Genomic DNA, 22,579 nt, shown 5'->3' with positions numbered 1-22,579 from the left:
TCCCGGGCCTGCCGGACACCAACGCGAAGGCCCCCTCCGGCGACTGCCGGCGGGGGCCTTCCGCGTCTGTCCGCGCCCGCGGTTTACGGCTCGAACTTGTAGCCCAGGCCGCGGACCGTGACCAGGTAGCGCGGGGCGCCCGGGTCCGGCTCGATCTTGGCCCGCAGGCGCTTCACGTGGACGTCCAGGGTCTTGGTGTCGCCGACGTAGTCCGCGCCCCAGACCCGGTCGATCAGCTGCATGCGGGTGAGCACCCGGCCCGCGTTGCGCAGCAGCATCTCCAGCAGGTCGAACTCCTTCAGCGGGAGGTCGACCTTGGCGCCGTCCACGGTCACCACGTGCCGGTCGACGTCCATCCGGACCGGGCCGGCCTCCAGGGCACCCGGGCCGCCGCCGTTCTCGCCGGCACCGCCGTCCTCACCGCGGCGGCGCAGCACCGCCCGGATCCGGGCGACCAGCTCACGGGTGGAGTAGGGCTTGGTGACGTAGTCGTCCGCACCTATTTCCAGACCGACCACCTTGTCGATCTCGCTGTCCTTGGCGGTGACCATGATCACCGGCACGTTGGAGCGCACCCGCAGCTGACGGCAGACCTCGGTGCCCGGCAGGCCCGGCAGCATCAGGTCGAGCAGGACGAGGTCGGCGCCGTTGCGCTCGAACTGCTCCAGGGCGTCGGGGCCGGTGGCGGCGACAGCCACCTCGAAGCCTTCCTTGCGGAGCATGTACGAGAGGGCGTCGCTGAACGACTCCTCGTCCTCGACCACCAGTACTCGGGTCACGATCAGGCCTCCGGGGCAAGCTGGGGGGTTGTGTCTGACAGGGGGTGTTCCCGCTCCCCCGTGGGGAGCGGACGGTCCGTGCGGCCTGTGGTGGCCGTCCGGTCCGTGGTGAGGGTTCTGGTGGGCGCGGCGGCGGCGCCACGGCTGCCGGTGGCATCGCGGGCGCCGGTGTCGTCGAGGTCGTCGGTGTCGTCGAGGTCGTCGGCCTCGGGCGCCTGCCCGGCGGGCAGGCGGATGGTGAAGGTCGAACCCTGGCCCTCGACGCTCCACACCGAGACCGTGCCGCCGTGTGAGGCGGCGACGTGCTTGACGATGGACAGGCCGAGGCCGGTTCCGCCGGTCGCCCGGGAGCGGGCCGGGTCGACCCGGTAGAAGCGCTCGAAGACGCGCTCGCGGTCCTTCTCCGAGATGCCGATGCCCTGGTCGGTGACCGAGATCTCGATCAGCTCGCCGTCCGCCTCCCCGAGCGCCGCGGCGCTGGAGATCCGGCGGGTGGCGATCGCGACCCGGGTACGGGGCGGACTGTAGTTGACGGCGTTCTCGACCAGGTTGCCGAGTGCCGCGGCGAGCTGGCCGCGGTTGCCGTGCAGGTAGAGCCCGGCGATGCCGCCGGCCGTGATCAGGATCTGCTTGGCGGCGGCCTGCTGGCGGCAGCGGTCGATCGCCTCGGCGATCAGCTCGTCCACCGCGACGGGCTCCGGGTCCACCATCAGCCGGTCGTCCTGCACCCGGGAGAGGTCGATGATCTCCTGGACCAGGCTGGCCAGCCTGGTCGCCTCGATCTGCATCCGGCCGGCGAAGCGCTGCACCGCCTCCGGGTCGTCGGACGCGTCGGCGACCGCCTCGGAGAGCAGCGACAGGGCGCCCACCGGGGTCTTCAGCTCGTGGCTGACGTTGGCCACGAAGTCCCGGCGGACCGCCTCCACCCGGCGGCGCTCGGTCTGGTCCTCGACCAGCACCAGCACCAGCCGGGAGCCCAGCGGGGCGACCCGGACGGAGACCGCGAGCGGCTCGCCGGCACGGGCCACGCCGGGGCGGGGCACCTCCAGTTCGACCTGGCGGATCTCGCCGTCCCGGCGGGTGGCGCGCGCCAGCGAGAGCATCTGGTCCACGGCGACCGCGCCGCCGCGCACCAGTCCCATCGCGTACGCCGCGGAGCTGGCCTTGACCACCTCGTCGCCCTCGCCCAGCACGATCGCGCAGGAGCGGAGGACGGAGAGGACGGTGTCCACCCCCGGCGGCAGCGGGGGCTCCGGGGTGCCGGCGCCCAGCCCTTGGTGCCGACCGTGGTGTCTGCTGCTGGTGCCGCCGTACCTGCCCCTGGCCTGCTCGCGCTCGCTCCAACGGAAGGCGATGGAGGCCGTGAGGCCGACGCCGAGCCCGGCTATGGCGCAGGCAGCGGCGGCGGCCACGTTCACGTCCATGTGGCCAGCGTAAGCGCACGGCCAGGGCACTCCCCAAGGGCCCGATCAAGGCATCGGCCACGCGTTGCCGAGAATTCACCTTCACGTGGCCGCTGATTCACCACACCGGCCGTGCATCGTCGCCCGGACGGCCCAGAGTTGGCCATGCAGCCCGTGTGGGAGTGGGCGGCGGGCCGAACCACCGGCCGCCGTCTCAGGTGTGCGCGTACGATTCGCGCCACCAGCAGCGGTCACCCGGACGACAAGACGATCGTCGGACGGGCCGGCCGGTCGGCACCGCCACCGACACAGCTACTGAGGAGAGAGCATGCGCGACGCGTACCACGAGGAACTCGATGCGATCGGCGACAGCCTGGTCGAGATGGCCCGACTGGTCGGCTCGGCCCTGGGCCGGGCCACCACCGCACTCCTCGACGCGGACCTGGCGCTGGCGGAGAGCGTGATCGCCGCCGACGAGAAGATCAACGACCTCCACCACGAGCTGGAGAACCGCGCGATCGACCTGCTCGCCCGCCAGCAGCCGGTCGCCACCGACCTGCGCATCGTCGTCACCTCGCTGCGGATGAGCTCCGACCTGGAGCGCTGCGGCGACCTCGCCCGGCACGTCGCCAAGGTCGCGCGGATGCGCTACCCCGACTCCGCCGTGCCCGGCGACCTGCACTCCACCGTCCTGGAGATGGGCCAGCTCGCCCAGCGCCTGGTGGCCAAGACCGGCCTGGTGATCGCCACCAAGGACGTCGACAAGGCCCTGGAGCTGGAGCAGGACGACGACGCGATCGACTCCCTGCACCGCGAGCTGCTGTCGCACCTGATCGACGACCGCTGGCACCACGGCATCGAGACCGCCGTCGACATCACCCTGGTCGGCCGCTACTACGAGCGCTTCGCGGACCACGCGGTGTCGGTCGCCAAGCGCGTGGTGTACCTGGTGACGGGCGAGCACGTGGCCGAGTTCGTGGCCTCGTCGGAGGCCGCGGCGGCGGAGTGACCTCGTGCGGGTGCGGTGCGGCCGCCTCGGGGCTCGGGGCTCAGCATCTCGGGGCTCGGGGCTCGGGGCTTCAAGGGGCGGCCGCTCCCCCCACAGGGTGAGTAAACCTGCGACAGGGGTGGTGGGGGCGCACGACGACCCGTACATCCCACCACTGCGCGCCCGTTGACGCTCCCTCCGATCGGCGGCTTCACTCGACGTTGGGGGCACAGGACTGTGCCCGTCACTAGGAGGGAACAGCTCGATGAAGGCCAACCCCACCCGACCGGCACGCGCCCACGAAACCGTCGAGCCGCCCACCCCGAAGCTCCTGCCCGTCCTCGCGGCCGGTTGCGGCTGCGGCCCCGGCTGCGGCTGCGGCTGCCAGTCCGGCGCGCCCTGCCAGTGCGGCGGCGCGGACGGCGGCTGCTGCGGCGGCCACTGAACGGTCCGCCGCCAAGGAGTTCCCGAGGTGCACGGCCTTCCGTCGGCCGTGCACCTCGTTGCGCGTCCTGGTGCCGCGCGTCCGCGGCACGGCGTCCGCCGTGCCGCCCCGGGCGTCAGAACTGGACGTCGGTGCAGGAGTAGAAGGCGTTCCCGGTGTCGGCGATCGTCCAGACCGCGACCACGACCTGGTGGCCGGTGCGCCCGCTCGGGACGGTCGCGGTGTGGCTGAGCGTGCTGGGCACCTGCTTCCCGCCGTACGGGGCGATCAGGAAGGGCGTCAGGTCCAGGCTGTCCCGGGTGACGGGCTGGCTCGCGTCGTAGCCCGGCTTGGTCAGGTAGTACCGGAAGTCGGTGGTCGCGTGCCGGGCGGTGAACGTCCAGGTGAAGGTGAGCTGCTGCCCCGCCGTCACCGCGGTGGTCGGCCAGGCGCCGCCGTGCGGGTCGTCCAGCTCGGCGAAGCGGGAGTTGCCGCCGGCGCAGATGGTGCCGTCGGCGGGCCCGGCGTTCGGGAAGCCCTTGGGGCCCTCGACGCTCTGCGGCTCCCACTGGATGTCGCCGCAGTCCCACGACACCCCGCCCGCTCCGCAGAGCGCGGCCCTGCTGGGCGGCGTCGAGATGTACCCGTGGGACTGCGCCGGGACGGCGAGGGTGAGCGGCACCGCGAGCGCGGCGACCACCGCCCCGACGATGTGACGTGTGCGCATGATGCTCCTCCGTGGGGGTGGATGGAGAGTGCGCCGGGACGCAGACGCGCGCGCGTGGGGGTGCGGCGGCCGGGACGGGGAGATCCTTGGCATGCCTGCGGCAGTCCGGCGCCCTCACCGTAGGAGCGGACTCCGCCACCCGTCAATGGTCTGAACCACTATTGGGACGAGCCCGGATCCGACCGCCGAACCCAACCTCAACTCGGCTTCTGCACAGGCCGGTTGAACGACGAAGGCCCCACCCCCGGCGAACCGGGAGGCGGGGCCGTGTCGGCAAGTGGCTTACTTCTTGCCCTGGTTCTTGACCGCCTCGATGGCCGCGGCGGCGGCGTCGGCGTCGAGGTAGCGGCCACCCTTGGCGACGGGCTTGAAGTCGGCGTCGAGCTCGTACACGAGCGGGATGCCGGTCGGGATGTTCAGGCCCGCGATGGCCTCGTCGGAGATGCCGTCGAGGTGCTTGACCAGCGCGCGCAGGCTGTTGCCGTGGGCGGTGACCAGGACGGTCTTGCCGGCGGCGAGGTCCGGGACGATGGCGTCGTACCAGTACGGGAGCATCCGGTCGACGACATCCTTCAGGCACTCGGTGCGCGGACGCAGCTCGCTCGGGATGTCCGCGTAGCGGGCGTCACCGGCCTGCGAGTACTCGGCGTCATCGGCCAGCACCGGCGGCGGGGTGTCGTACGAGCGACGCCACAGCTGGAACTGCTCCTCGCCGAACTCGGCCAGGGTCTGGGCCTTGTCCTTGCCCTGGAGCGCACCGTAGTGTCGCTCGTTCAGGCGCCAGCTGCGGCTGACCGGGATCCAGTGGCGGTCGGCCTTGTCCAGGGCGATCTGCGAGGTGCGGATCGCACGGCGGAGCAGCGAGGTGTGCAGCACGTCCGGGAACAGGCCCTCGGCGGCCAGGAGCTCGCCACCGCGCGCGGCCTCCTTCTCGCCCTTCTCGTTGAGGTCGACGTCGACCCAACCGGTGAACAGGTTCTTCTGGTTCCACTGGCTCTCGCCGTGGCGGAGCAGGATGAGTCGGTACGTCGTGTCAGCCATGGCCCCCAGCTTAGTGGAGGCAGGAAAAGCGCTGGTCCGGACCTACGGCAGATGTGTAATGTGTGCACCGCCTATCTGACACTTACATACGTCGGCTGACCGGACCTGCCCGTGCCGCTCGGCGGACGCCTGCCCCGGGAGCCCCCCACATGCCCGTCGCCCTGTTCACCAACCCCCGGATCCGAAGGCTGATACAGGAGACGGTGGGCGGGCTACCACGGGAATTCTGGTGGCTCTGGGTGAGCACACTGGTGAACAAGCTGGGCGCTTTCGTGCTCACCTTCCTCGCGCTCTACCTGACCACCAACCGGGGCTACTCGGCCTCCTACGCGGGCCTGGTGGCCTCCCTCTACGGCCTCGGCTCGGCGGTCGCCGCGATCGGCGCCGGCGTGCTGACCGACCGGATCGGCCGACGCCCGACCCTGGTCGCCGCCCAGCTCGGCACCGCGCTGTTCACCGCCGTCCTCGGCTTCACGGACGGCCAGGTGGCGATCGCCACGGTGGCCTTCCTGGTCGGCCTCTGCAACAACGCCACCCGGCCCGCGACCTCGGCGATCATCGCCGACCTCGTCCCGGCCGAGGACCGGGTCCGCGCGTACTCGCTGAACTACTGGGCGATCAACATCGGCTTCGGCCTCTCCGCCGCCGTGGCCGGCCTGATCGCCACCCACGGCTACCTCACGCTCTTCCTGCTCGACGCGCTCTCCACGCTGGTGTGCGCGGTGGTGATCTTCATCCGGATCCCCGAGACCAAGCCGCAGGAGTCACCCCGGCACGGGAAGGGGGCGGACGAGCCGGCGATCGGCCTCGGCGCGGTGTTCCGGGACGGGCGGTTCATGGCCGTCGTCGGGCTCAACCTGCTGCTCGCCCTGATCCTCCAGCAGGGCAGCACCACCCTGGCCGTCGACATGGGCGCCGCGGGCATCAGCTCCACCGAGTACGGGCTGGTCATCGGCCTGAACGGGCTGCTGATCGTGGTGCTCCAGATCCCGCTCACCCGGTGGATGGAGACCCGCTCCCGGACCGCCATGCTGATAGCCAGCTGCCTGATCACGGGCTGGGGCTTCGGGCTGGCGGCGCTGGCCGGGTCGTCCGCGTGGCTGTTCGCCCTCTCGGTGGCGGTCTGGACGGTCGGCGAGGTCCTGAACGCGCCGACCATCATGGGCCTGGTCGCCGAACTGGCGCCGACCCACGCGCGCGGCCGCTACCAGGGCGTCTACTCACTCTCCTGGTCGCTCGCCTCGTTCCTCGGCCCGGCGATCGGCGGTCTGCTGCTGCAGTACGCCGGCTCCGCGGTGCTCTGGGTCGTGTGCGGGGTCTGCGGCACGGTCGCGGCGGCCGGGCACGTGGTGCTCGGGCGGCGCACGGACGCGACGGCGGGCCGCGCCGGGGCGGTGACGGAGGTCGCGGTGCCGGAGGCCGCAGTGACCGAGGTCGCGGTGACCGAGGTGACGGTGACGGAGGTCGCGGTGACCGAGGTGACGGTGACGGAGGAGACGGTGCCCGCTGCCGAGGAGAAGGCTCCGGCGGGCATCTGAAGGCACCCACCCCGCTGCCGGGTCAGTCGGCCGCCGGGGCGGCCAGGTGGGCGAAGGCGGCCAGGTTGCGGGTGGACTCCCCGCGCTTGGTCCGCCACTCCCACTCGCGCCGGATCGCCGAGGCGAAGCCCAGCTCCAGCAGGGTGTTGAACGGCTCGTCGGCGTTCTCCAGCACCGTCCCGAGCAGCCGGTCCACGGCGTCCGGGGTGAGCGCCTCCAGGGGCAGGCGGCCGGCCAGGTAGACGTCGCCGAGCGGGTCGATCGCGTACGCGACGCCGTACAGCCGGGTGTTGCGCTCCAGCAGCCAGCGGTAGACGGCCTCGTGGTTCTCGTCCGGCCGGCGGATCACGAAGGCGTTCACCGACAGGGTGTGGTCGCCGACCCGCAGCGCGCAGGCGGTGCTCAGCTTGCGGGTGCCCGGGAGCGTCACCACCAGCGTGTACGGGTCGGTGGCGGCGGGCTCCCAGGCCGCTCCGGCGTCGTCCAGGGCGGTGCGCAGGAGGGTCAGGGCCTCGTCCTTGGTGCGGGTTGCCATGGGGGTGACGTTACTCGGCGGTACCGGGGGCGCGCACCAGCGGTGCGTGCCCCCGGCCGCCGCGGTCGGGCCGCAGCCGACTCGTGGTCCGGCCGCACCAGGCCCCGGTCAGGCCCTGGTCAGGCCAGCCGCCGCCGGGCGGCGGCCAAGCGGCCGGCCGGGCGGGCCAGGCTGCCGGCGTACACCTCGGCGGTGCCGGCCGCGGCGGTGTCCCAGCCGAAGCCGGCCGCGTGCCGGGCCGCCGCCGCGCCGCGCCGGGCGACCAGGCCCCGGTCGGTGACGTACGGCTCCAGCGCGTGCGCCCAGGCCACCGGGTCGTGGCCGTGCACCAGCGTGCCCGTCTCGCCGTCCCGCACCGCGACCGGCAGGCCGCCGACCGAGGCCGCCACCACCGGGGTGCCGCAGGCCTGCGCCTCCAGCGCGACCAGCCCGAAGGACTCGCTGTACGAGGGCATCACCAGCGCCGTCGCCGCGCGGTACCACTGCGCGAGCTCGGCCTGGCCGACCGGCGGGTGGAACCGCACCACGTCGCTGATGCCCAGCTGGGCGGCGAGCTTGTGCAGACTCTCCGGCCGGGCCAGTCCGGTGCCGGACGGACCGCCGACCACCGGCACCAGCAGGTGCTCGCGCAGCCCCGGGCGGCGCGCCAGCAGCTCGGCGACCGCCCGCAGCAGCACGTCCGGGGCCTTCAGTGGCTGGATCCGGCCCGCGAAGAGCAGCACCGCCGCGTCCTGCGGCAGGCCCAGCCGGGCCCGGGCGGCGGCCCGCTCCGACGCCCCGCCGGGGCGGAAGACGTCCAGGTTGACGCCGGGGTGGACGACGGCCAGCTGGTCCGGCCGGGCGGCGTAGTGCAGCGCCAGCTCGGCGGCCTCCTCGGTGGTGTTGGCGATCAGCCGGTCGGCCGCCTCGACCACCTGGGTCTCGCCGATCACCCGGGCCGCGGGCTCGGGCGTGTCCCCCTCGGCCAGCGCGGCGTTCTTGACCTTCGCCATGGTGTGCATGGTGTGCACCAGCGGCACCCCCCAGCGCTGCGCGGCCAGCCAGCCGACCTGCCCGGAGAGCCAGTAGTGCGAGTGCACCAGGTCGTAGTGGCCGGGGCGGTGGCCCGCCTCCGTCCGCAGCACCCCGTGGGTGAAGGCGCACAGCTGGGCGGGCAGGTCCTCCTTCAGCAGGCCCTCGTACGGGCCGGCGGTGACGTGCCGGACCAGCACGCCGGGGGCCAGCTCGACGGTGGGGGCGTCGTCCGAGCAGATCGCCCGGGTGAACACCTCGACCTCGATGTTGAGCGCGGCCAGGCGCTTGGCCAGCTCGACGATGTAGACGTTCATCCCGCCGGCGTCCCCCGTGCCGGGCTGGTGCAGCGGCGAGGTGTGGACACTCAGCATCGCTATCCGGCGCGGGCGGCGGCGGCCCGGGACGAGCGACTGGAGCCGGCCCCGCGCGGGCGCGGCGGGCTGGGCACGGCGTACCGAACGGACGGGGTGCTGGATCACCTGGCTGAAGCCTCCTCTGTGCGGCCCGTCTCGGCGGCCCGCGCACGGGCCGCCCGCTGTCCGGTGTGCGCTGCCCCGTCCCGGGCACACATCACCACCAGACAGCCAACCACCCGGCCCGCGTCCGGCATTCCCGCTCCGGCGGACGAGATGCCGGACGGGGTGACGTCCCAGGTCACAGCGGTGCCGACGCGGGCCCGACTACCCTTCCAGGCATGGCTGCCTCCTTCGACTCCGCGACCGCACCCGCCCGTGGGCGGACCGGACGGCCGGTGGGGACGGCCACCCGGGGCACCACCAACACCAATCGGCTGCGGCGGATGGACCGCTGGATCGCCCACACCCTCGGCCGCACGCTGCGCGCCGGCGGGCGCCCGCCGGTGGCGGTCGACCTCGGCTACGGCGCCGCGCCGTGGACGGCCGTCGAACTGGCCGGGCGGCTGCGCACGGTGCGCCCGGACGTCCGGGTGGTCGGGATCGAGATCGAGCCGGAGCGGGTCGCGGCCGCGCTGCCGTACGCCGAACCGCCGCTGCTCACCTTCCGGCGCGGCGGCTTCGAGGTCCCGCTGGACGGCGGCGCGCCGGCCCAGCTGATCCGGGCCGCCAACGTGCTGCGGCAGTACGACGAGTCGGCGGTGGCCGGGGTCTGGGAGCGGCTCTGTGCCCGGCTGGCCCCGGACGGGCTGCTGGTGGAGGGCACCTGCGACGAGATCGGGCGGCGGCACGTCTGGGTCGCGCTCGGCCCGGAAGGGCCCCGGACAGTGACCTTCGCGGCCCGGCTGGGCGGCCTCGGCCAGCCCTCCGACCTCGCCGAACGGCTGCCGAAGGCGCTGATCCACCACAACGTGCCGGGCCGGCCGGTGCACGCCTTCCTGGCCGACTTCGACCGGGCCTGGGCGGCGGCCGCGCCGTACGGGGCGTTCGGGGCGCGGCAGCGCTGGGTGGCGGCCTGCACGGCGCTGGCGGGCGACTGGCCGCTGGTGGACGCGCGCGGGCGGTGGCGGCAGGGCGAGGTCACGGTGCCGTGGAGCGCGCTCGCGCCGTAGCGGTTCGCGCGGCCGGGGTCGCCGGCCCGGCACGGACCGGGGCCGGTGCGGGTGAGCGACTCGCCGCATTCACTCGAACGAGTTATCGAATACCACTGGCGTGTTGACGCCCCATCACGTCACCATGGACGCCGCCGGACGACCCGCCCGTACGCCGTCGCCGCCCGGCGCCACGGCGTCCACCTGCGGCCCCCGACATCACCCTCGACCAGGGTGATCCGCGTCACCATCGCCCGTCCCCTTTCCTTCCCCGCCAACGCGGGGATCCCAGCCGTCGTCCGAGTCAGATCACCGCACCGCCACCGGCGTGGCAAAAACCACAACGACGCCGGTCGGCCAGAGAAATCCCCGGAGATCACGTTATGGTCGCGAGAAGTTCCCCGGCGCACGGTGCCAGGCGGGCACTGCGGACGGGCGCTGACCGTTACGCACTCGGGGAAAGGGAGGAACCACCGATGCCCGCAACGGGAGACGGGCGGGCACCTGGTGCCACGAGCCTGTCGGGCGCCCAGGCCGGCGCCCCCGTTGACCATGCCCGCAACCGCCCGTCCCTGACCGGCCCGACGCCGGCCGGCCCGGTGACGGCCGCTCCCCCGATACCGCACCCCCGGCCCCAGAGCGGACGCACCTCGGCCCCCGCCGCCGCGACCGCAGCCGCCAGCAGCACCGCGCCGCTCAAACTGCTGGTGATCGAGGACGACGCCTCCGACGCCCAGCTGATCAAAGCGGCGGTCGCCGACAGCGGCACCTCGATCGAGATCCACTGGGCCCGCGGGCTGGAACAGGCCACCGAACTGCTCGCCGTGTCCCCGTCCGGCAGTCGGCGCGGGCGCTCCCGCGGCAGCGATTTCAGCTGCGTGCTGCTCGACCTCGCCGCACCCGCCGACCTGCCGCACCCGTCCGACGACTCCGACGGCCTCGAAGGCCTGCACGAACTGCTCCGCCGCGCCCCGCACACCGCGGTCGTGGTACTCACCGACGCGGCCGGCGCCGAACTGGGCGCGGCCGCCGTCGCCGCGGGCGCCCAGGACTTCCTGATCAAGCACGCGACGGACGGCCCGCTGCTGGGCCGCGCCCTGCGCTACGCCGTCGAGCGCAAGCGCGCCGACGAGTCGCAGCGCCGCCTCGTCGAGGCCGAGCTGCGCGGCCAGGAGAACGCCCGCCTCCAACGCCACCTGCTGCCCACCCCGCTGCTCGACGGCGCGGGCCTCTCCTTCACCCGGCGCTACCGCCCGGGCCGCCGCCGCGCCCTGCTCGGCGGCGACTTCTACGACGCCGTCCGCACCGACGACGGCACCGTCCACGTCGTGATCGGCGACGTCTGCGGCCACGGCCCGGACGAGGCCGCGCTCGGCGTCGCCCTCCGGATAGCGTGGCGCACCCTCGTCTTCGCGGGCCTCACCGGCGAGGCCCTGCTGACCACCCTCCAGCACGTGCTGGAACACGAGCGGCGCAGCGACGAGATCTTCGCGACGCTCTGCATGCTCGTCATCGAGCCGGGCGGCGCCAGCGGCGGCCTCGACTCGCTCGGCGCCGGCGAGCCTGCCCGGCTCTACCTCGCCGGGCACCCGGCACCGCTGCTGCTCGGCCGCGACCACCAGCCGGTCACCCTGCCCGCCGACCTCGCCGGTCCGGCGCTCGGCCTGCTGCCGTGCCACGACGGTCAGGCCGCGTGGCCCGCCCAGCAGCTCGAACTCCAGCCCGGCTGGCGGTTGTTGCTCTACACCGACGGGCTGATCGAGGGCCGGGTCGGGGCCGGCTCCCGCCGCCTCGGCCAGGACGGGCTGGCCGACCTCATCGGCGACCACCAGTCCGCCGGGCTCACCCGGGGCCGACTCGTCGACAGCGCCATCGCCGAGGTCGAGGAGCTGAACGGCGGCGCGCTGACGGACGACGTCGCGGTGCTGCTGCTGGAACGCAACCCGATGCAGCTGATCCTCGGCTGAGCCGGCCGGAGCCGGCTGGAGCCGGGTACGGCAAGGCCCGGGCGGGTGAACTCCCCGCCCGGGCCTCGCCGTTGCCTGATCGTTGCCCGATCGCCGTCCGATCGCGCGGCCTACCAGGGGCCGTACGGACCGGTGTTGCTGCGGCCGCCACGGCCGCCACCACCGGTCAGCTCCCGGATCGCCGGGCGCACGTCCACCATGTAGACGATCGACGCGACCAGCCCGGCGAGCGTCCCGATGCCGGTGAAGAAGTTCACCCCGAACAGCAGGTCCCAGCCGAAGGCGATCGCCAGGATCGCCAGCCAGAACGGCTTGGTCTTCTTGTCCGCCGCCCGGTAGGCGTCCTCACGGCGGGTGACCGCGTCGCCCAGGGCGAACAGCTTGAAACCCAGGATGGCGACGGACAGCCACCAGATCGGGTTCAGATAGGCCAAGTCCAGAATCTGGGCCACTCCGCCCATCACGCTCTCCTCTGTCTCTCGCCTCCGGCGCTCCGGCCGCCGCCCATCCTGGCACGGTCGACCGTCCGCTCTCCTGTCAACGTCCTGCGGTCACCGGATGTGCCCCGTCCGGCGGCCCTTCCCTCACTCCGCGCGGTCGGTGGTCTTCCGGGCGCGGGCGGCCCTCTTCGGGGCGGACCGGGTGTCGGCGGCCGGGGTCTCGACGGCTGGGGTGTCGGTGGCCAGGGTGTCGATGTCGTCCTCGACCAGCTCGGCCTCGACCGGCTCGGATGCCCTGGCGAGCTCCGATTCCTCGGCCGGCTGCCCCGGCCCGGCGGGCGCGCCCGGGCGGGCCCGGTCCACCACGACCTTGCCGCGCTCGGCCAGCTCGTCGTACGTCTCCTTGGCCTTCACCGCCAGCTCGACCGCGCGGCCGACCTGCTGGAGGGCGAAGCCCTGTGCCCGCTCCTGCAAGGTCCGCAGGTCGACGGGGAGCGTCGTGACGGTCTCGGTGACCTTGGCCTGCGCCTCGGCCAGCTTCGTCTGCGCCTCCTGGAACCGGGCGGTGGCCTTCTCCTGCGCGCCCTTGCGGTCCGCGGTGAGCGCCTCCACCCGGCCCGGCACCTCGCGCAGCTTCTCGTACGCGAGATCCCCGGCGCCGGCGATGGCGTACAGCGGGGTCGGGTCGCTGAGGGTCTTCTTGATCTCGTCGGTGATCGGCATGCTTACCGGTCCTCCCGGTGGGTGTTCTGGGTGGCTGAGCCGTCGGTCGTCGGGCCGGAGGCTGGTGGAACGCCGGTGTCGGTACCGGCCGCGGGCGGCCGCTCGGCCACCGCGCCCCGCTGGACGGCGTTCTCCTTCAGGAAGGCGTCGTAGACCGCGAGCAACGCCTGCTTCTGCTGCTCGTTGATCAGCGGATCGGCCAGGATCGAGGCCCGCAGCTCCAGGCCCTCACCGCGCCGCTCCTCCAGGATCCCGGCCTGGACGTACAGCGTCTCCGCCGAGATCCGCAGCGCCTTCGCGATCTGCTGCAGGATCTCCGCGCTCGGCTTGCGCAACCCGCGCTCGATCTGGCTGAGGTACGGGTTCGACACGCCTGCGGCCTCCGCCAGCTGGCGCAGTGAGTACTGCGCGTTCCGGCGCTGCTCGCGGATGTACTCGCCCAGCGAGCCGACGTTCAGTGAGGCCATACCCGCAGACTGCAACATCCTGCTTGCAGATGCAAGCAGGATGCTAACCACAGCAAACGGCGGGCGGGCTCAGCCGAGGTCGGGGACGCGGACCGGCATCAGGAGCGAGAAGGTGCCCTCCCGGCCCGGCGTGCGGATCGCCAAGGGGGCGATCGGGCCGCCGAGTTCGAGCACCAGCTGCTCGGGGCGGCCGACCCGCAGGGCGTCCAGTAGGAAGTCGCGGTTGACCGCCACCCTCAGGTCTCCGGACGCGGATCCGGGGCCGGACTCGGCACCGGCCACCGCCAGGCGGCCGTCCGCCGTGAGGGTGAGGACGGTGACCGCGCAGTCCGCGCCGTTCGGGCCGGAGGGCAGGGTGCGGGTGGCGCCGGTCTCGACGGCGCCGCGCAGTTCGGCGGCGGACAGGTCGATCCGGTGCTCCGGTTCGAGCCGGGTCAGCACCCGGTGGTCGGGGTAGTCGAAGTCCAGGGCGGCGCCCTCGATCCGGTGGCCGCCGGTCTCGGCCCGGACCAGGTCGCCGCCGAGGGTCAGCGCGACCTCGGCCTCGGCGTCGGCCGCGCCCGCGCCCGCGCCCGCGCCGAGCAGCGCACGCAGGGCGTCGACCAGGGCGGTGGGGACGATCGTGCCGCCGTCCGGCCGGTCGGGCGCCGTGGTGGCGGGCACCTCGGCGAGCGCCATCCGGTAGCGGTCGGTGGCGACCAGGCGCAGCACCGGGCCGTCCGGTTCGAACAGCACCCCGGCGAGCGCCGGCGTTCCGGGGTCGCCGCCGACGGCGAAGCGGACCGCGTCCAGTGCGGCGGCCAGCTCCTCGGCCGAAACGGTGAAGCGGACTTCGGCTGGGGTGGTGGTCATCGGTTGCTCCCTCTGGTCGGTCATCACGCGGATCAGGGAGAGCTCGCGGCGGGCGTCGGCGAGGCCCTCCTCCAGTCGGCGCAGGTGCGCGTCGAGCACCCGCGCGGCCGTGCCGGAGCCGGGCGCCGCGCCGAGCACGGCGCGGATGCCGGCCAGCGGCAGGCCGACCCGGCGCAGCCGGGCCAGCAGCCGGGCGTCGGCGAGTTGGCCGGGCCGGTACCAGCGGTAGCCCGTCTGCGGGTCGACCCAGGCGGGGGTGAGCACCTCGGCGCCGTCGTAGTAGCGCAGGGTGCCGACGCCCAGGCCGCTGGCGCGGGCCAGCTCGCCGATGCTGTGCAGCTCGCTCTCCATGCCGGTGACTCTCCGGGCTCGACCAGGTCGAGGGTCAAGCCCGGCCGGCGAGGTGGGCGAGCTTCGACGGGTTGCGGACGATGCGCAGCTCGGCGATCCGGGGCCGGCCGTCGGGCCCCTCGACGAAGTCGAACACCGACACGGCGTCGATCGCGCCGTCCTGGGTGACCAGCAGCCCGGGCTGGCCGTTGACCAGGACCGGCCGGAGCTCGGCGCCCTCGCCCAGCTGGCCGAGCACCCCGAGCAGGAAGCGGGCGACGTTGTCGGCGCCGGTGACCGGGCGCAGCGCAGCGCGGACCACGCCGCCGCCGTCGGTCCAGGAGGTGACGTCGGGGGCGAGCAGATCCAGCATCCGGTTGAGGTCGCCGCCGACGCAGGCCGCGAGGAACTCGTCGGTGGCGCGGCGGCGCAGCTCCGGCGGGGCGTCGTAGCGCGGCCGGCGGGCCCGGACGTGCGCCTTGGCCCGGCTGCCGACCTGCCGGCAGGCGGCCTCGGTGCGCTCCAGCGCCTCGGCGATCTCCCGGTAGGAGAAGCCGAAGGCCTCCTTGAGGACGAAGACGGCCCGCTCCAGCGGGGACAGGCTCTCCAGCACCACAAGCAGGGCGAACGAGACCGTCTCGGCGCGCTCGACGTCGGCGGTCGCGTCCGGCTCGGCGACCAGCGGCTCGGGCAGCCAGGGGCCGACGTAGGCCTCGCGGCGGACGGCGGCCGAGTCGAGCCGGTTGAGCGCGAGGTTGGTGACCGTCCGGGCCAGGTAGCCGCCCGGGTTGGCGACCGGGCCGGTGACCCCGCTCCAGCGCAGCCAGGTGTCCTGGACCAGGTCCTCGGCATCGGCGACGCTGCCGAGCATCCGGTAGGCGATACCGAAGATCATCCGGCGGTGCCGCTCGAAGTCGTCGAGGGCGGGGTCGGCGAGGGTGTCGGTCACCGCTCCGACGCTACCGCACGGGCGGCGGCGGGCCGAGGCCTCGTCAGCCGCGGAACGCCTCGTACGCGGGGGCGAGCAGGGTGGCGAGGTCGCGGCCGCGCACGGTGACGCCGGAGCGGCCGAGGCGGCGCAGCGAGGGCTCGTCGGGCTCCTCCTCGGGCCCGGGCGGGGCCGGGCGCAGGGTGAAGCCGCCGCCCCAGTAGGCGGCGACGTTCACGGCGGGGGCGTTACCGGGTGGGGCGGGGGCGGGTTGGGCGTCCCCGGCCGGGGCGTTTCCCCGCGGGACGGGGGCAGGGTGGCCGGGTGTCATGCGTCCTCCTCGGCGACGGCGTCCTCACGGGTGAGCGCGACCAGTTCACGCAGCGCCTCGACCGGCAGGTCGGTGAGCCAGCGCTCCCCCTCCCCCACCACCGCTGCGGCCAACGAGCGTTTGGCGGCGAGGAGTTCGTCGATCCGCTCCTCGACGGTGCCGACGCAGACCAGTCGGCGGACCTGGACGTCCCGGCGCTGGCCGATCCGGAACGCGCGGTCCGTGGCCTGCTCCTCGACCGCCGGGTTCCACCAGCGGTCCAGGTGGATCACCTGGTTGGCGGCGGTCAGGTTGAGGCCGGTGCCGCCGGCCCGCAGCGAGAGCAGGAACACCCTTGGCCCGTCCGGGGACTGGAAGCGCTCGACCATCTCCTCACGGCGGGCCCGGGGGACGCCGCCGTGCAGGTAGAGCACCTCCTCGCCGAGCCGGCGGGCCAGGTACGGGCGGAGCATCGTGCCGAACTCGGCGTACTGGGTGAAGACCAGCGTCCGGTCGCCCTCGGCCAGCGCCTCCTCCAGCAGCTCCGCCAGCCGGGCCACCTTGCCCGAGCGCTCGCCCAACGCCGAGCCGTCGTGCAGCAGTTGGGCCGGGTGGTTGCACACCTGCTTGAGCTTGCCGATCGCGGCCAGCACGGTGCCGCGCCGCTCCACACCCCGGATCCCCTCGACCCGCTGCAGCAGGTCGGCCACCACGGCCTGGTAGAGGCCCGCCTGCTCGGCGGTGAGGCTGCACCAGACGGTCATCTCCTGCTTGGCCGGCAGCTCGGCGGCCACCGCCGGGTCGGACTTGAGCCGGCGCAGCACGAACGGGGCGGTACGGCGCTGGAGTTCGGCGGTGCGCTCGGGGCTGCGGTGCAGTTCGACCGGGATCGCGTAGCGCTCCTTGAAGCGCTCGGCCGGGCCGAGCAGCCCGGGGTTGGCGAAGTCCAGGACGGCGTGCAGTTCGGCGAGCCGGTTCTCCACCGGGGTACCGGTCAGGGCGATCCGGTGGCGGGTGACGGGCAGCGCACGGACGGCCCGGGACTGGGCAGTACCGGCGTTCTTGACGTACTGCGCCTCGTCGGCGACCACCCGGCGCCAGCGGATCGCCCGCAGCGCGGCGAGGTCGCGCTGGACCAGCCCGTAGGTGGTGATGACGAGGTCCACGCCCCGTACGGCGTCGGCGAGTTGGTCGGCGCCGAGGCGGCCGGAGCCGTGGTGGACGTGGCGCCGCAGGGCGGGGGCGAAGCGCTCGGCCTCGCGCTGCCAGTTGCCGACCAGGGACATCGGGCAGACCAGCAGGGTGGGGCCGGCCGCGCCCTCGGCCTGCTCGGTGGCCAGCAGGGCGAGCGTCTGGACGGTCTTGCCGAGGCCCATGTCGTCGGCCAGCACGGCCCCGAGGCCGAGCCCGGCCATCGCCCGCAGCCAGGCCAGGCCGCGCTCCTGGTAGGGGCGCAGGGTGGCCCGGAAGTCGGGCGGCAGCGCGGGGGCGGGGGCCGGAGCGGCGCGCCCGGCCAGCAGGTCGCCGAGCGGGCCGTCCGCGCGGACGGCGGTGACGGGCAGCCCGGCGACGGTCGCCTCCGGGTCGAGGGCCAGCCGCAGCAGGTCGGCGGTGGCCAGCACGCCGTCGCGCCGGTCGGCGAGGAAGGCGAGCGCGGCGGCGATCTGCTCCGGGTCGGCCTCCAGCCAGGTGCCGCGCACCCGAACCAACCCCTGCTTGGCGGCGGCGAGTTCGGCCAGTTCCTGCTCGGTGAGTGGCGCCCCCTCCGGGCCGAGCGCGGCCTGCCAGCGGAAGGCGACCACGGCGTCCCGGTCCACCTGGGAGGCGACGGCGAGCGTGCCCGGCGCGGGCGGGGTGGTGGCCCGCAGGGCGAGCCCGAGCCTGGGCCGGCGGCGCCACCAGGCGGGCAGCAGCACGCCGAAGCCGCCCTCGGCGAGGGCGGGCGCGGCGGTGCGCAGGAAGTCCAGCGCGCCGGCCCGGTCGAGCGGCAGGGCGGCCGGGCGGGAGCGGTGCCGCAGGCCGTCCAGGGCCGGCCAGCGGTGGGCGGCGCGGGCCAGCTCGGTGACCAGGACGTCGGCCGGGTCCGGCGCCTTGCGGGCCAGCGCGGCGTGGGCGGCGCCGCCTTCGTGCAGGTCGGCGGCGCGGACCAGCAGGGAGGGCTCGTCGACGGCCTGGAGCAGGAACTCCAGCTGCCAGGCGTCGTCGGAGGGCCGGCCCTCGGGGTCGTCCGGGTCGGGCCCGAGCGGCTCCAGCAGGCGGAAGCAGAGCCGGAGCGCGGGCGCGGTGGGCTCTGCGGCGGCGTACCAGGCGGCGAGTCGGCGGCGCAGTTCGGCGAAGCCCTCGGACCGGACGTCCGTGAGGCCGCCGTCCGGGGTGGTCAGGGCGTGCAGCCAGCGTTCGGCGGCGGCCCCCACCGCGGCGGCCGTCGTGGGAGCGGTCCCCACCGCGGCGGCCGTCGTGGGAGCGGTCCCCACCGCAGCGGCCGTCGTGGCGTCGGCTGGAGCGCCACCGGTTCGGGCGTCGCCGGTTCGGGCGTCGCCGGTCCGGGTGTCGCCCGGGCCCAGCGGGGGCGTGCCGGCCAGGGCGGCCCGGGCCTCGGCGTCCACCAGTGCGCCCAGCGCGGCGTCCAGCAGGGCCTCGCCGGTGCCGGCGCCGGCCGCCGGCCACTCCCCCAGCAGGACGGGCGGGCAGCCGTCCGCCAGTGCGGCGGCCTCCCGGCGGCCCGCCGGGGTGGGGTCGGGCCGCCAGCGGGCCTGCGGACGGCCGTCCGCCAGGACGGGCAGCGGCAGCACCCGGCCCCGGCCGACCGTTCGCCAGGCGAGGTCGTGCACGCCGGTCAGCCAGCGCAGCGAGGGGCCCTGGACGACCTCGACGCGCCCGGTGCCGGGCAGATCGGTGCTGGTGACGGCCCAGTGCGGGTCGAAGACCTCGCCGAGCAGTTGGGCGGCCGCCCCGGTGTCGAAGAGCAGCGCGGGGACGCGCCAGGGCGCCAGGACGGCCGCGCCCCGGACCGGGGTGACCGGCAGGTCGGGCGAGGGCGCGGGCAGGGCGCCGGTGGTGGGCAGCAGCAGGGTGGCCCAGCGCTCGGGGGCCTGGCCGGCGAGCCAGCCGAGGCCGGGCCCGATGCCGCCGAGGACGGCGGCGAGTTCGCCGGCCGGGCAGGCGTAGGGGTGGGCGCGCGGGGCCGCCCGGTCGGGGCGGGGTTCCACGGTGCCCGGGTGGGCGCGGGCGTCCTCGGCCCACAGGGCCAGCCGTCCGCCCGCCCGCCAGAGCGCGTGCAGGACGAACATGCGGGAGGCCTTCCGGTCGGCGGAACCGTCCTTCGCAGCCTAACCGGGCGGTCCGACAGTGCCGCTCCGCCAAGTCTTTCGCGAAACGCCGACGGCTGTGGTTGAAATTTGAACGAAAGCGGCCTACGCTGGAGCCAACAAGTTGAAGCCTAAACAAATGGCTTCGGACCCGAGGAGGAGCCATGGGCCTGTTCAACCGCACCAAGACCGCCACCCCCACCGCCGTCGCCGTCGCCGAGACCCCGACCGGCCCGGACCTCGCCCACCTGACCGGCGACTGGACCATCGACACCACGCACAGCGAGGTCGCCTTCTCGGTGCGCCACGCCATGGTGACGAACGTCAAGGGCCGCTTCACCGAGTACGACGGCAAGCTGCACCTGGACGGCAGCACCCCGGGCAACTCCTCCGCCGACCTGGTGATCAAGGTCGCCAGCATCGACACCAACCAGGCCCAGCGCGACGAGCACCTGCGCACCGGCGACTTCTTCGCCGCCGACACCTACCCGGAGATCCGCTTCCGCAGCACCTCGGCCGAGCGGCTGCGCGGCGACACGTACCGGATGAGCGGCGAGCTGACCATCAAGGACACCACCCGCCCGGTGGTCCTGGACCTGGAGTACACCGGCAGCGCCACCGACGCCTACGGCGCCGAGCGGGTCGGCTTCGAGGGCAGCACCGTCCTCGACCGCACCGAGTTCGGCCTGACCTACAACGCGGCCCTGGAGACCGGCGGCGTGCTGATCAGCGAGAAGGTCAAGCTCAGCTTCGACATCTCCGCCGTCAAGGCGGCCTGACCCGGCCGTCCACGACTGCCACCCGGGCCACCGGACCCGCCGCGCGGCCCGGTCCGCCCACCCGCCGCCCGGCCCGGTCCGCCCACCCGCCGCCCCTGCCGACCCCCGACGGCAGGGGCGGTGTCGCGTCCCGGCGGCCCCCGTCACCCGGCCCTCACCCGGCCGCGGCACTTGGCCCGGTCACCCGAGCAGCGCCGCGTCCGCCGCCGGCAGCCAGCTGCCCGCCGGCCGCCGCAGCCAGCCCTCGGCCGCACCGAGCCCGGCGGCCGCGGCGCCCAGTGCGGCCAGCCCCGGGTGGCGCTCACCGGGCCGGTGCACGAGGCTGACCAGGCTCAGCGGCACCGGCTCCACCAGCGGCACGGTCACCGCCCCCGGAATCCTCGGCCCGCCGACGGTGGTCAGCATCGGATCGCCGTGCCGGGCCAGGTACCGGGCCGTCTCGTCCAAACCCACCGGCGGCACGTACGGCGCGGCCGGCGTCAGGCCGTGCTCGCGCAGCAGGCGGACGCCGAGGTCGGCCCACTCGGTGGTGGCCGGGTTGCCGGCGCAGACGTCGACGGGGTGCCCGGTCAGCTCGGCGACGCGCAGCACCGGCCGGCCGGCCAGCGGGTGGGTGTCCGCCATCATCACCGAGATCTGATCCAACCGGACCGGCCGCTGGGTGAGTTGGCCGCGCAGCGGGGCGGGCAGTCCGGCGAACCGGCCGAAGGACACGTCCAGCCGGTGGGCCAGCAGTTCGGCGGCGGCCGCGGCGAGGCCGCCGTGGAAGCGGGCCAGCAGTTCGCCCTCCGGCCAGGCGGCGCGGGCGCGTTCGAGCACCCGGTCGGCGGTGAGGTCCGGGCCGGTCACGTCGCTGTTGAGGTCCACCAGCAGCGGCCGGGCCGCGGCGCCCGCCAGGATCTCGTCGTGCAGGGCGAGGAGCCGGCGTGCCCGGGGCAGCAACCGCAGCCCGGCCGGGGTGAGTTCGACACTGCGGGTGGTGCGGGTGAACAGCGCGTCGCCGAGCAGCCCTTCCAAGGTCCGGATGTCCCGGCTGAGCGCCTGCTGGGCGACGTGCAGCCGCCCGGCGGCCCGGCCGAAGTGCAGGCTCTCGGCGGCCGCGACGAAGCCGCGGAGCAGACGGGGGTGCAGGTCACGGGGCATGGGCGGCAGATTAACAACAACCTGCTGTGAATGTGGCGGAACAGGTGTTGGACCGCCGCCCGGCACCGACGGGAGGCTTGGACCATCCCCCTCGACCTCCCCCAGGAGCCCGATGCCCTCGCGCGCCCTCCTCACCTCCTACCGGCGGCTGTTCGCGGCCCCCGGCGCCGCCGCCTTCACCCTCGCCGGGCTGCTCGGCCGGCTCGCGCTGTCGATGAACGGCGTCTCGCTGGTCGTGCTGCTCGCCGAACGGCGCGGCTCGTACGCGCTGGCCGGCACCGTCTCGGCCGTCGGGCTGATCACCGGCGCGATCGGGATGCCGCTGCTCGGGCGGCTGGTGGACCGGTACGGGCAGGCGCGGGTGACCGTACCGGCCGCGCTCTACAACGCCGCCCCGCTCGCCGCCCTGCTGCTCTGCCTCCGGCTCGGCGCACCCGACTGGACGCTCTACGCCTGCTGGGCGGCCTGCGCGGCCGCGCCCAACCTCGGCGGCATGGCCCGGGCCCGCTGGGCACACCTGTACCGGGCCGACCCGGCCGCCCGGCACCTGGCCAACTCCCTCGAACAGGCCCTGGACGAGCTCTGCTTCATGGCCGGACCCGTCCTCGCGATGACGCTCTGCACGGCGGTCGCCCCGGAGGCCGGGCTGCTCGCCGCCGGGGCGCTCGGCACCACCGGCGCCCTGCTGTTCGCGGCCCAGCGGCGCACCGAACCACCGTTGCCCGCCCGCGCGGAGGGCGACCGCCACGGCTCGCCGCTGCGGGTGCCCGGGCTGCGGGTGCTGCTGCTCGCCTTCCTCGCCACCGGCGTCGTCTTCGGCTCGACCGAGATCACCACCGTGGCGTACGCCGACGCGCTCGGGCACAAGGCGGCGGCGGGCGCGCTGCTGGCCCTGGTCGCGGGCGGATCCTGCCTGGCCGGGCTGGTCTTCGGGCTGCTGACGCCGCGTCGGTCACCCGGGGTGCGCTTCCTGTCCGGGGCCGCAGCAATGGCCGGGGGGCTGCTGCTGCCGCTCGCCGCCGGACTCGGCGGGACCGGGCTCGGCCTGCTCGGGGTCGCGCTGTTCGCGGCCGGCACGGCCACCGCGCCGACCATGGTGACCGGTATGACGCTGGTCCAGGAACTGCTGCCGGGGCAGCAGTTCAACGAGGGGATGGCAATCGCGGTGTCCGGCATCGTGGTCGGCATCTCGGGCGGCGCGGCGCTCGCCGGCGCGGTCGCCGAGCACGCCGCCCCCGGCACCGGCTACGCCCTGCCGGCCTGCGCCGCCGCGCTCGCCCTGCTGATCGCCCTGACCGGGCGACGGCACCTGCGCGCCGCCGGGGCCCCGGCGGAAAGTGCCGAGCGGACTGTCAGTACCTCGGTCTAGCGTTCGGGGC

21 protein-coding genes are annotated in these 22,579 nt (G+C 74.7%); 7 read left to right on the top strand and 14 right to left on the bottom strand.

Annotation, left to right across the window (positions count from 1 at the left end; all coding sequences use genetic code 11):
• Nucleotides 1-83: 83 nt before the first annotated feature.
• Nucleotides 84-779, bottom strand: coding sequence for a response regulator transcription factor (locus tag ACFVHI_RS20405; protein WP_030061050.1), 696 nt, complete (start codon nt 777-779; stop codon nt 84-86).
• Nucleotides 780-781: 2 nt separating this feature from the next.
• Nucleotides 782-2,203 (bottom strand): sensor histidine kinase, encoded by a 1,422-nt coding sequence (locus tag ACFVHI_RS20400; RefSeq protein WP_380341334.1) that lies wholly within the window; start codon nt 2,201-2,203, stop codon nt 782-784.
• Nucleotides 2,204-2,510: 307 nt separating this feature from the next.
• On the opposite strand from ACFVHI_RS20400, the gene phoU reads away from it, so the two are divergent.
• Nucleotides 2,511-3,191 carry a phosphate signaling complex protein PhoU gene (gene phoU, locus ACFVHI_RS20395; RefSeq protein WP_063348792.1) on the top strand — a complete coding sequence of 227 codons (681 nt, stop codon included), beginning with the start codon at nt 2,511-2,513 and terminating at the stop codon, nt 3,189-3,191.
• 244 nt (nt 3,192-3,435) lie between these two features.
• Nucleotides 3,436-3,615, top strand: a complete 180-nt coding sequence (locus ACFVHI_RS20390) for a hypothetical protein (RefSeq protein ID WP_063348791.1) — start codon at nt 3,436-3,438, stop codon at nt 3,613-3,615.
• Nucleotides 3,616-3,730: 115 nt separating this feature from the next.
• On the opposite strand, the gene ACFVHI_RS20385 is transcribed toward ACFVHI_RS20390, so the two are convergent.
• Together ACFVHI_RS20385 and ACFVHI_RS20380 are read right to left on the bottom strand one after the other, a co-directional pair.
• Nucleotides 3,731-4,321: a lytic polysaccharide monooxygenase gene (locus ACFVHI_RS20385; protein ID WP_063348790.1), complete on the bottom strand. Its 591-nt coding sequence runs from the start codon at nt 4,319-4,321 to the stop codon at nt 3,731-3,733.
• Between the two features lie 282 nt (nt 4,322-4,603).
• The gene (locus ACFVHI_RS20380) at nt 4,604-5,362 is read right to left on the bottom strand and encodes a phosphoglyceromutase (RefSeq protein ID WP_380341330.1); all 759 of its coding nucleotides are present in this window, start codon (nt 5,360-5,362) and stop codon (nt 4,604-4,606) included.
• 149 nt (nt 5,363-5,511) lie between these two features.
• Here ACFVHI_RS20380 and ACFVHI_RS20375 point away from each other — a divergent pair, with 149 nt between their 5' ends.
• Nucleotides 5,512-6,900, top strand: coding sequence for an MDR family MFS transporter (locus ACFVHI_RS20375; RefSeq protein WP_380341328.1), 1,389 nt, complete (start codon nt 5,512-5,514; stop codon nt 6,898-6,900).
• 22 nt (nt 6,901-6,922) lie between these two features.
• Here ACFVHI_RS20375 and ACFVHI_RS20370 read toward each other — a convergent pair whose 3' ends face one another.
• Nucleotides 6,923-7,435 (bottom strand): YbjN domain-containing protein, encoded by a 513-nt coding sequence (locus ACFVHI_RS20370; RefSeq protein WP_363375114.1) that lies wholly within the window; start codon nt 7,433-7,435, stop codon nt 6,923-6,925.
• A 119-nt stretch (nt 7,436-7,554) separates the two neighbouring features.
• Nucleotides 7,555-8,925: a D-inositol-3-phosphate glycosyltransferase gene (gene mshA / locus ACFVHI_RS20365; protein ID WP_380341362.1), complete on the bottom strand. Its 1,371-nt coding sequence runs from the start codon at nt 8,923-8,925 to the stop codon at nt 7,555-7,557.
• 218 nt (nt 8,926-9,143) lie between these two features.
• Here mshA and ACFVHI_RS20360 point away from each other — a divergent pair, with 218 nt between their 5' ends.
• Entirely contained in the window at nt 9,144-9,974 is an 831-nt protein-coding gene (locus ACFVHI_RS20360) for a class I SAM-dependent methyltransferase (protein ID WP_380341325.1), read from the top strand.
• A gap of 455 nt (nt 9,975-10,429) precedes the next feature.
• Entirely contained in the window at nt 10,430-11,920 is a 1,491-nt protein-coding gene (locus ACFVHI_RS20355) for a PP2C family protein-serine/threonine phosphatase (protein WP_063348784.1), read from the top strand.
• A gap of 110 nt (nt 11,921-12,030) precedes the next feature.
• On the opposite strand, the gene ACFVHI_RS20350 is transcribed toward ACFVHI_RS20355, so the two are convergent.
• The 7 genes from ACFVHI_RS20350 to ACFVHI_RS20320 form a co-directional block, all read right to left on the bottom strand.
• Nucleotides 12,031-12,381 carry a DUF2516 family protein gene (locus ACFVHI_RS20350; protein WP_063348783.1) on the bottom strand — a complete coding sequence of 117 codons (351 nt, stop codon included), beginning with the start codon at nt 12,379-12,381 and terminating at the stop codon, nt 12,031-12,033.
• Nucleotides 12,382-12,504: 123 nt separating this feature from the next.
• Nucleotides 12,505-13,083, bottom strand: coding sequence for a hypothetical protein (locus ACFVHI_RS20345; RefSeq protein WP_380341321.1), 579 nt, complete (start codon nt 13,081-13,083; stop codon nt 12,505-12,507).
• 2 nt (nt 13,084-13,085) lie between these two features.
• Nucleotides 13,086-13,550: a helix-turn-helix domain-containing protein gene (locus ACFVHI_RS20340; protein ID WP_079135790.1), complete on the bottom strand. Its 465-nt coding sequence runs from the start codon at nt 13,548-13,550 to the stop codon at nt 13,086-13,088.
• Nucleotides 13,551-13,619: 69 nt separating this feature from the next.
• Nucleotides 13,620-14,753 (bottom strand): MerR family transcriptional regulator, encoded by a 1,134-nt coding sequence (locus ACFVHI_RS20335; protein WP_380341318.1) that lies wholly within the window; start codon nt 14,751-14,753, stop codon nt 13,620-13,622.
• Between the two features lie 34 nt (nt 14,754-14,787).
• Complete coding sequence (locus ACFVHI_RS20330) at nt 14,788-15,681, bottom strand: RNA polymerase sigma-70 factor (protein ID WP_380341316.1); 894 nt, start codon at nt 15,679-15,681, stop codon at nt 14,788-14,790.
• Nucleotides 15,682-15,724: 43 nt separating this feature from the next.
• Complete coding sequence (locus tag ACFVHI_RS20325) at nt 15,725-15,991, bottom strand: hypothetical protein (protein ID WP_380341314.1); 267 nt, start codon at nt 15,989-15,991, stop codon at nt 15,725-15,727.
• Entirely contained in the window at nt 15,988-19,260 is a 3,273-nt protein-coding gene (locus tag ACFVHI_RS20320) for an SNF2-related protein (RefSeq protein ID WP_380341312.1), read from the bottom strand. Before ACFVHI_RS20320 ends, ACFVHI_RS20325 begins: the two co-directional genes overlap by 4 nt.
• Before the next feature lie 182 nt (nt 19,261-19,442).
• Between ACFVHI_RS20320 and ACFVHI_RS20315 the strand changes: the two genes are divergently transcribed.
• Nucleotides 19,443-20,057, top strand: a complete 615-nt coding sequence (locus ACFVHI_RS20315) for a YceI family protein (RefSeq protein WP_063348776.1) — start codon at nt 19,443-19,445, stop codon at nt 20,055-20,057.
• 180 nt (nt 20,058-20,237) lie between these two features.
• On the opposite strand, the gene ACFVHI_RS20310 is transcribed toward ACFVHI_RS20315, so the two are convergent.
• The gene (locus ACFVHI_RS20310) at nt 20,238-21,200 is read right to left on the bottom strand and encodes a LysR family transcriptional regulator (protein WP_063348775.1); all 963 of its coding nucleotides are present in this window, start codon (nt 21,198-21,200) and stop codon (nt 20,238-20,240) included.
• Between the two features lie 112 nt (nt 21,201-21,312).
• Here ACFVHI_RS20310 and ACFVHI_RS20305 point away from each other — a divergent pair, with 112 nt between their 5' ends.
• The gene (locus ACFVHI_RS20305; RefSeq protein WP_380341309.1) at nt 21,313-22,569 is read left to right on the top strand and encodes an MFS transporter; all 1,257 of its coding nucleotides are present in this window, start codon (nt 21,313-21,315) and stop codon (nt 22,567-22,569) included.
• The last annotated feature ends 10 nt before the right edge of the window (nt 22,570-22,579 follow it).

This window comes from Kitasatospora sp. NPDC127121, assembly GCF_042677305.1.
In the GTDB taxonomy this organism is placed as follows: domain Bacteria; phylum Actinomycetota; class Actinomycetes; order Streptomycetales; family Streptomycetaceae; genus Kitasatospora.
This window is presented reverse-complemented; position numbering and strand designations above follow the sequence as displayed.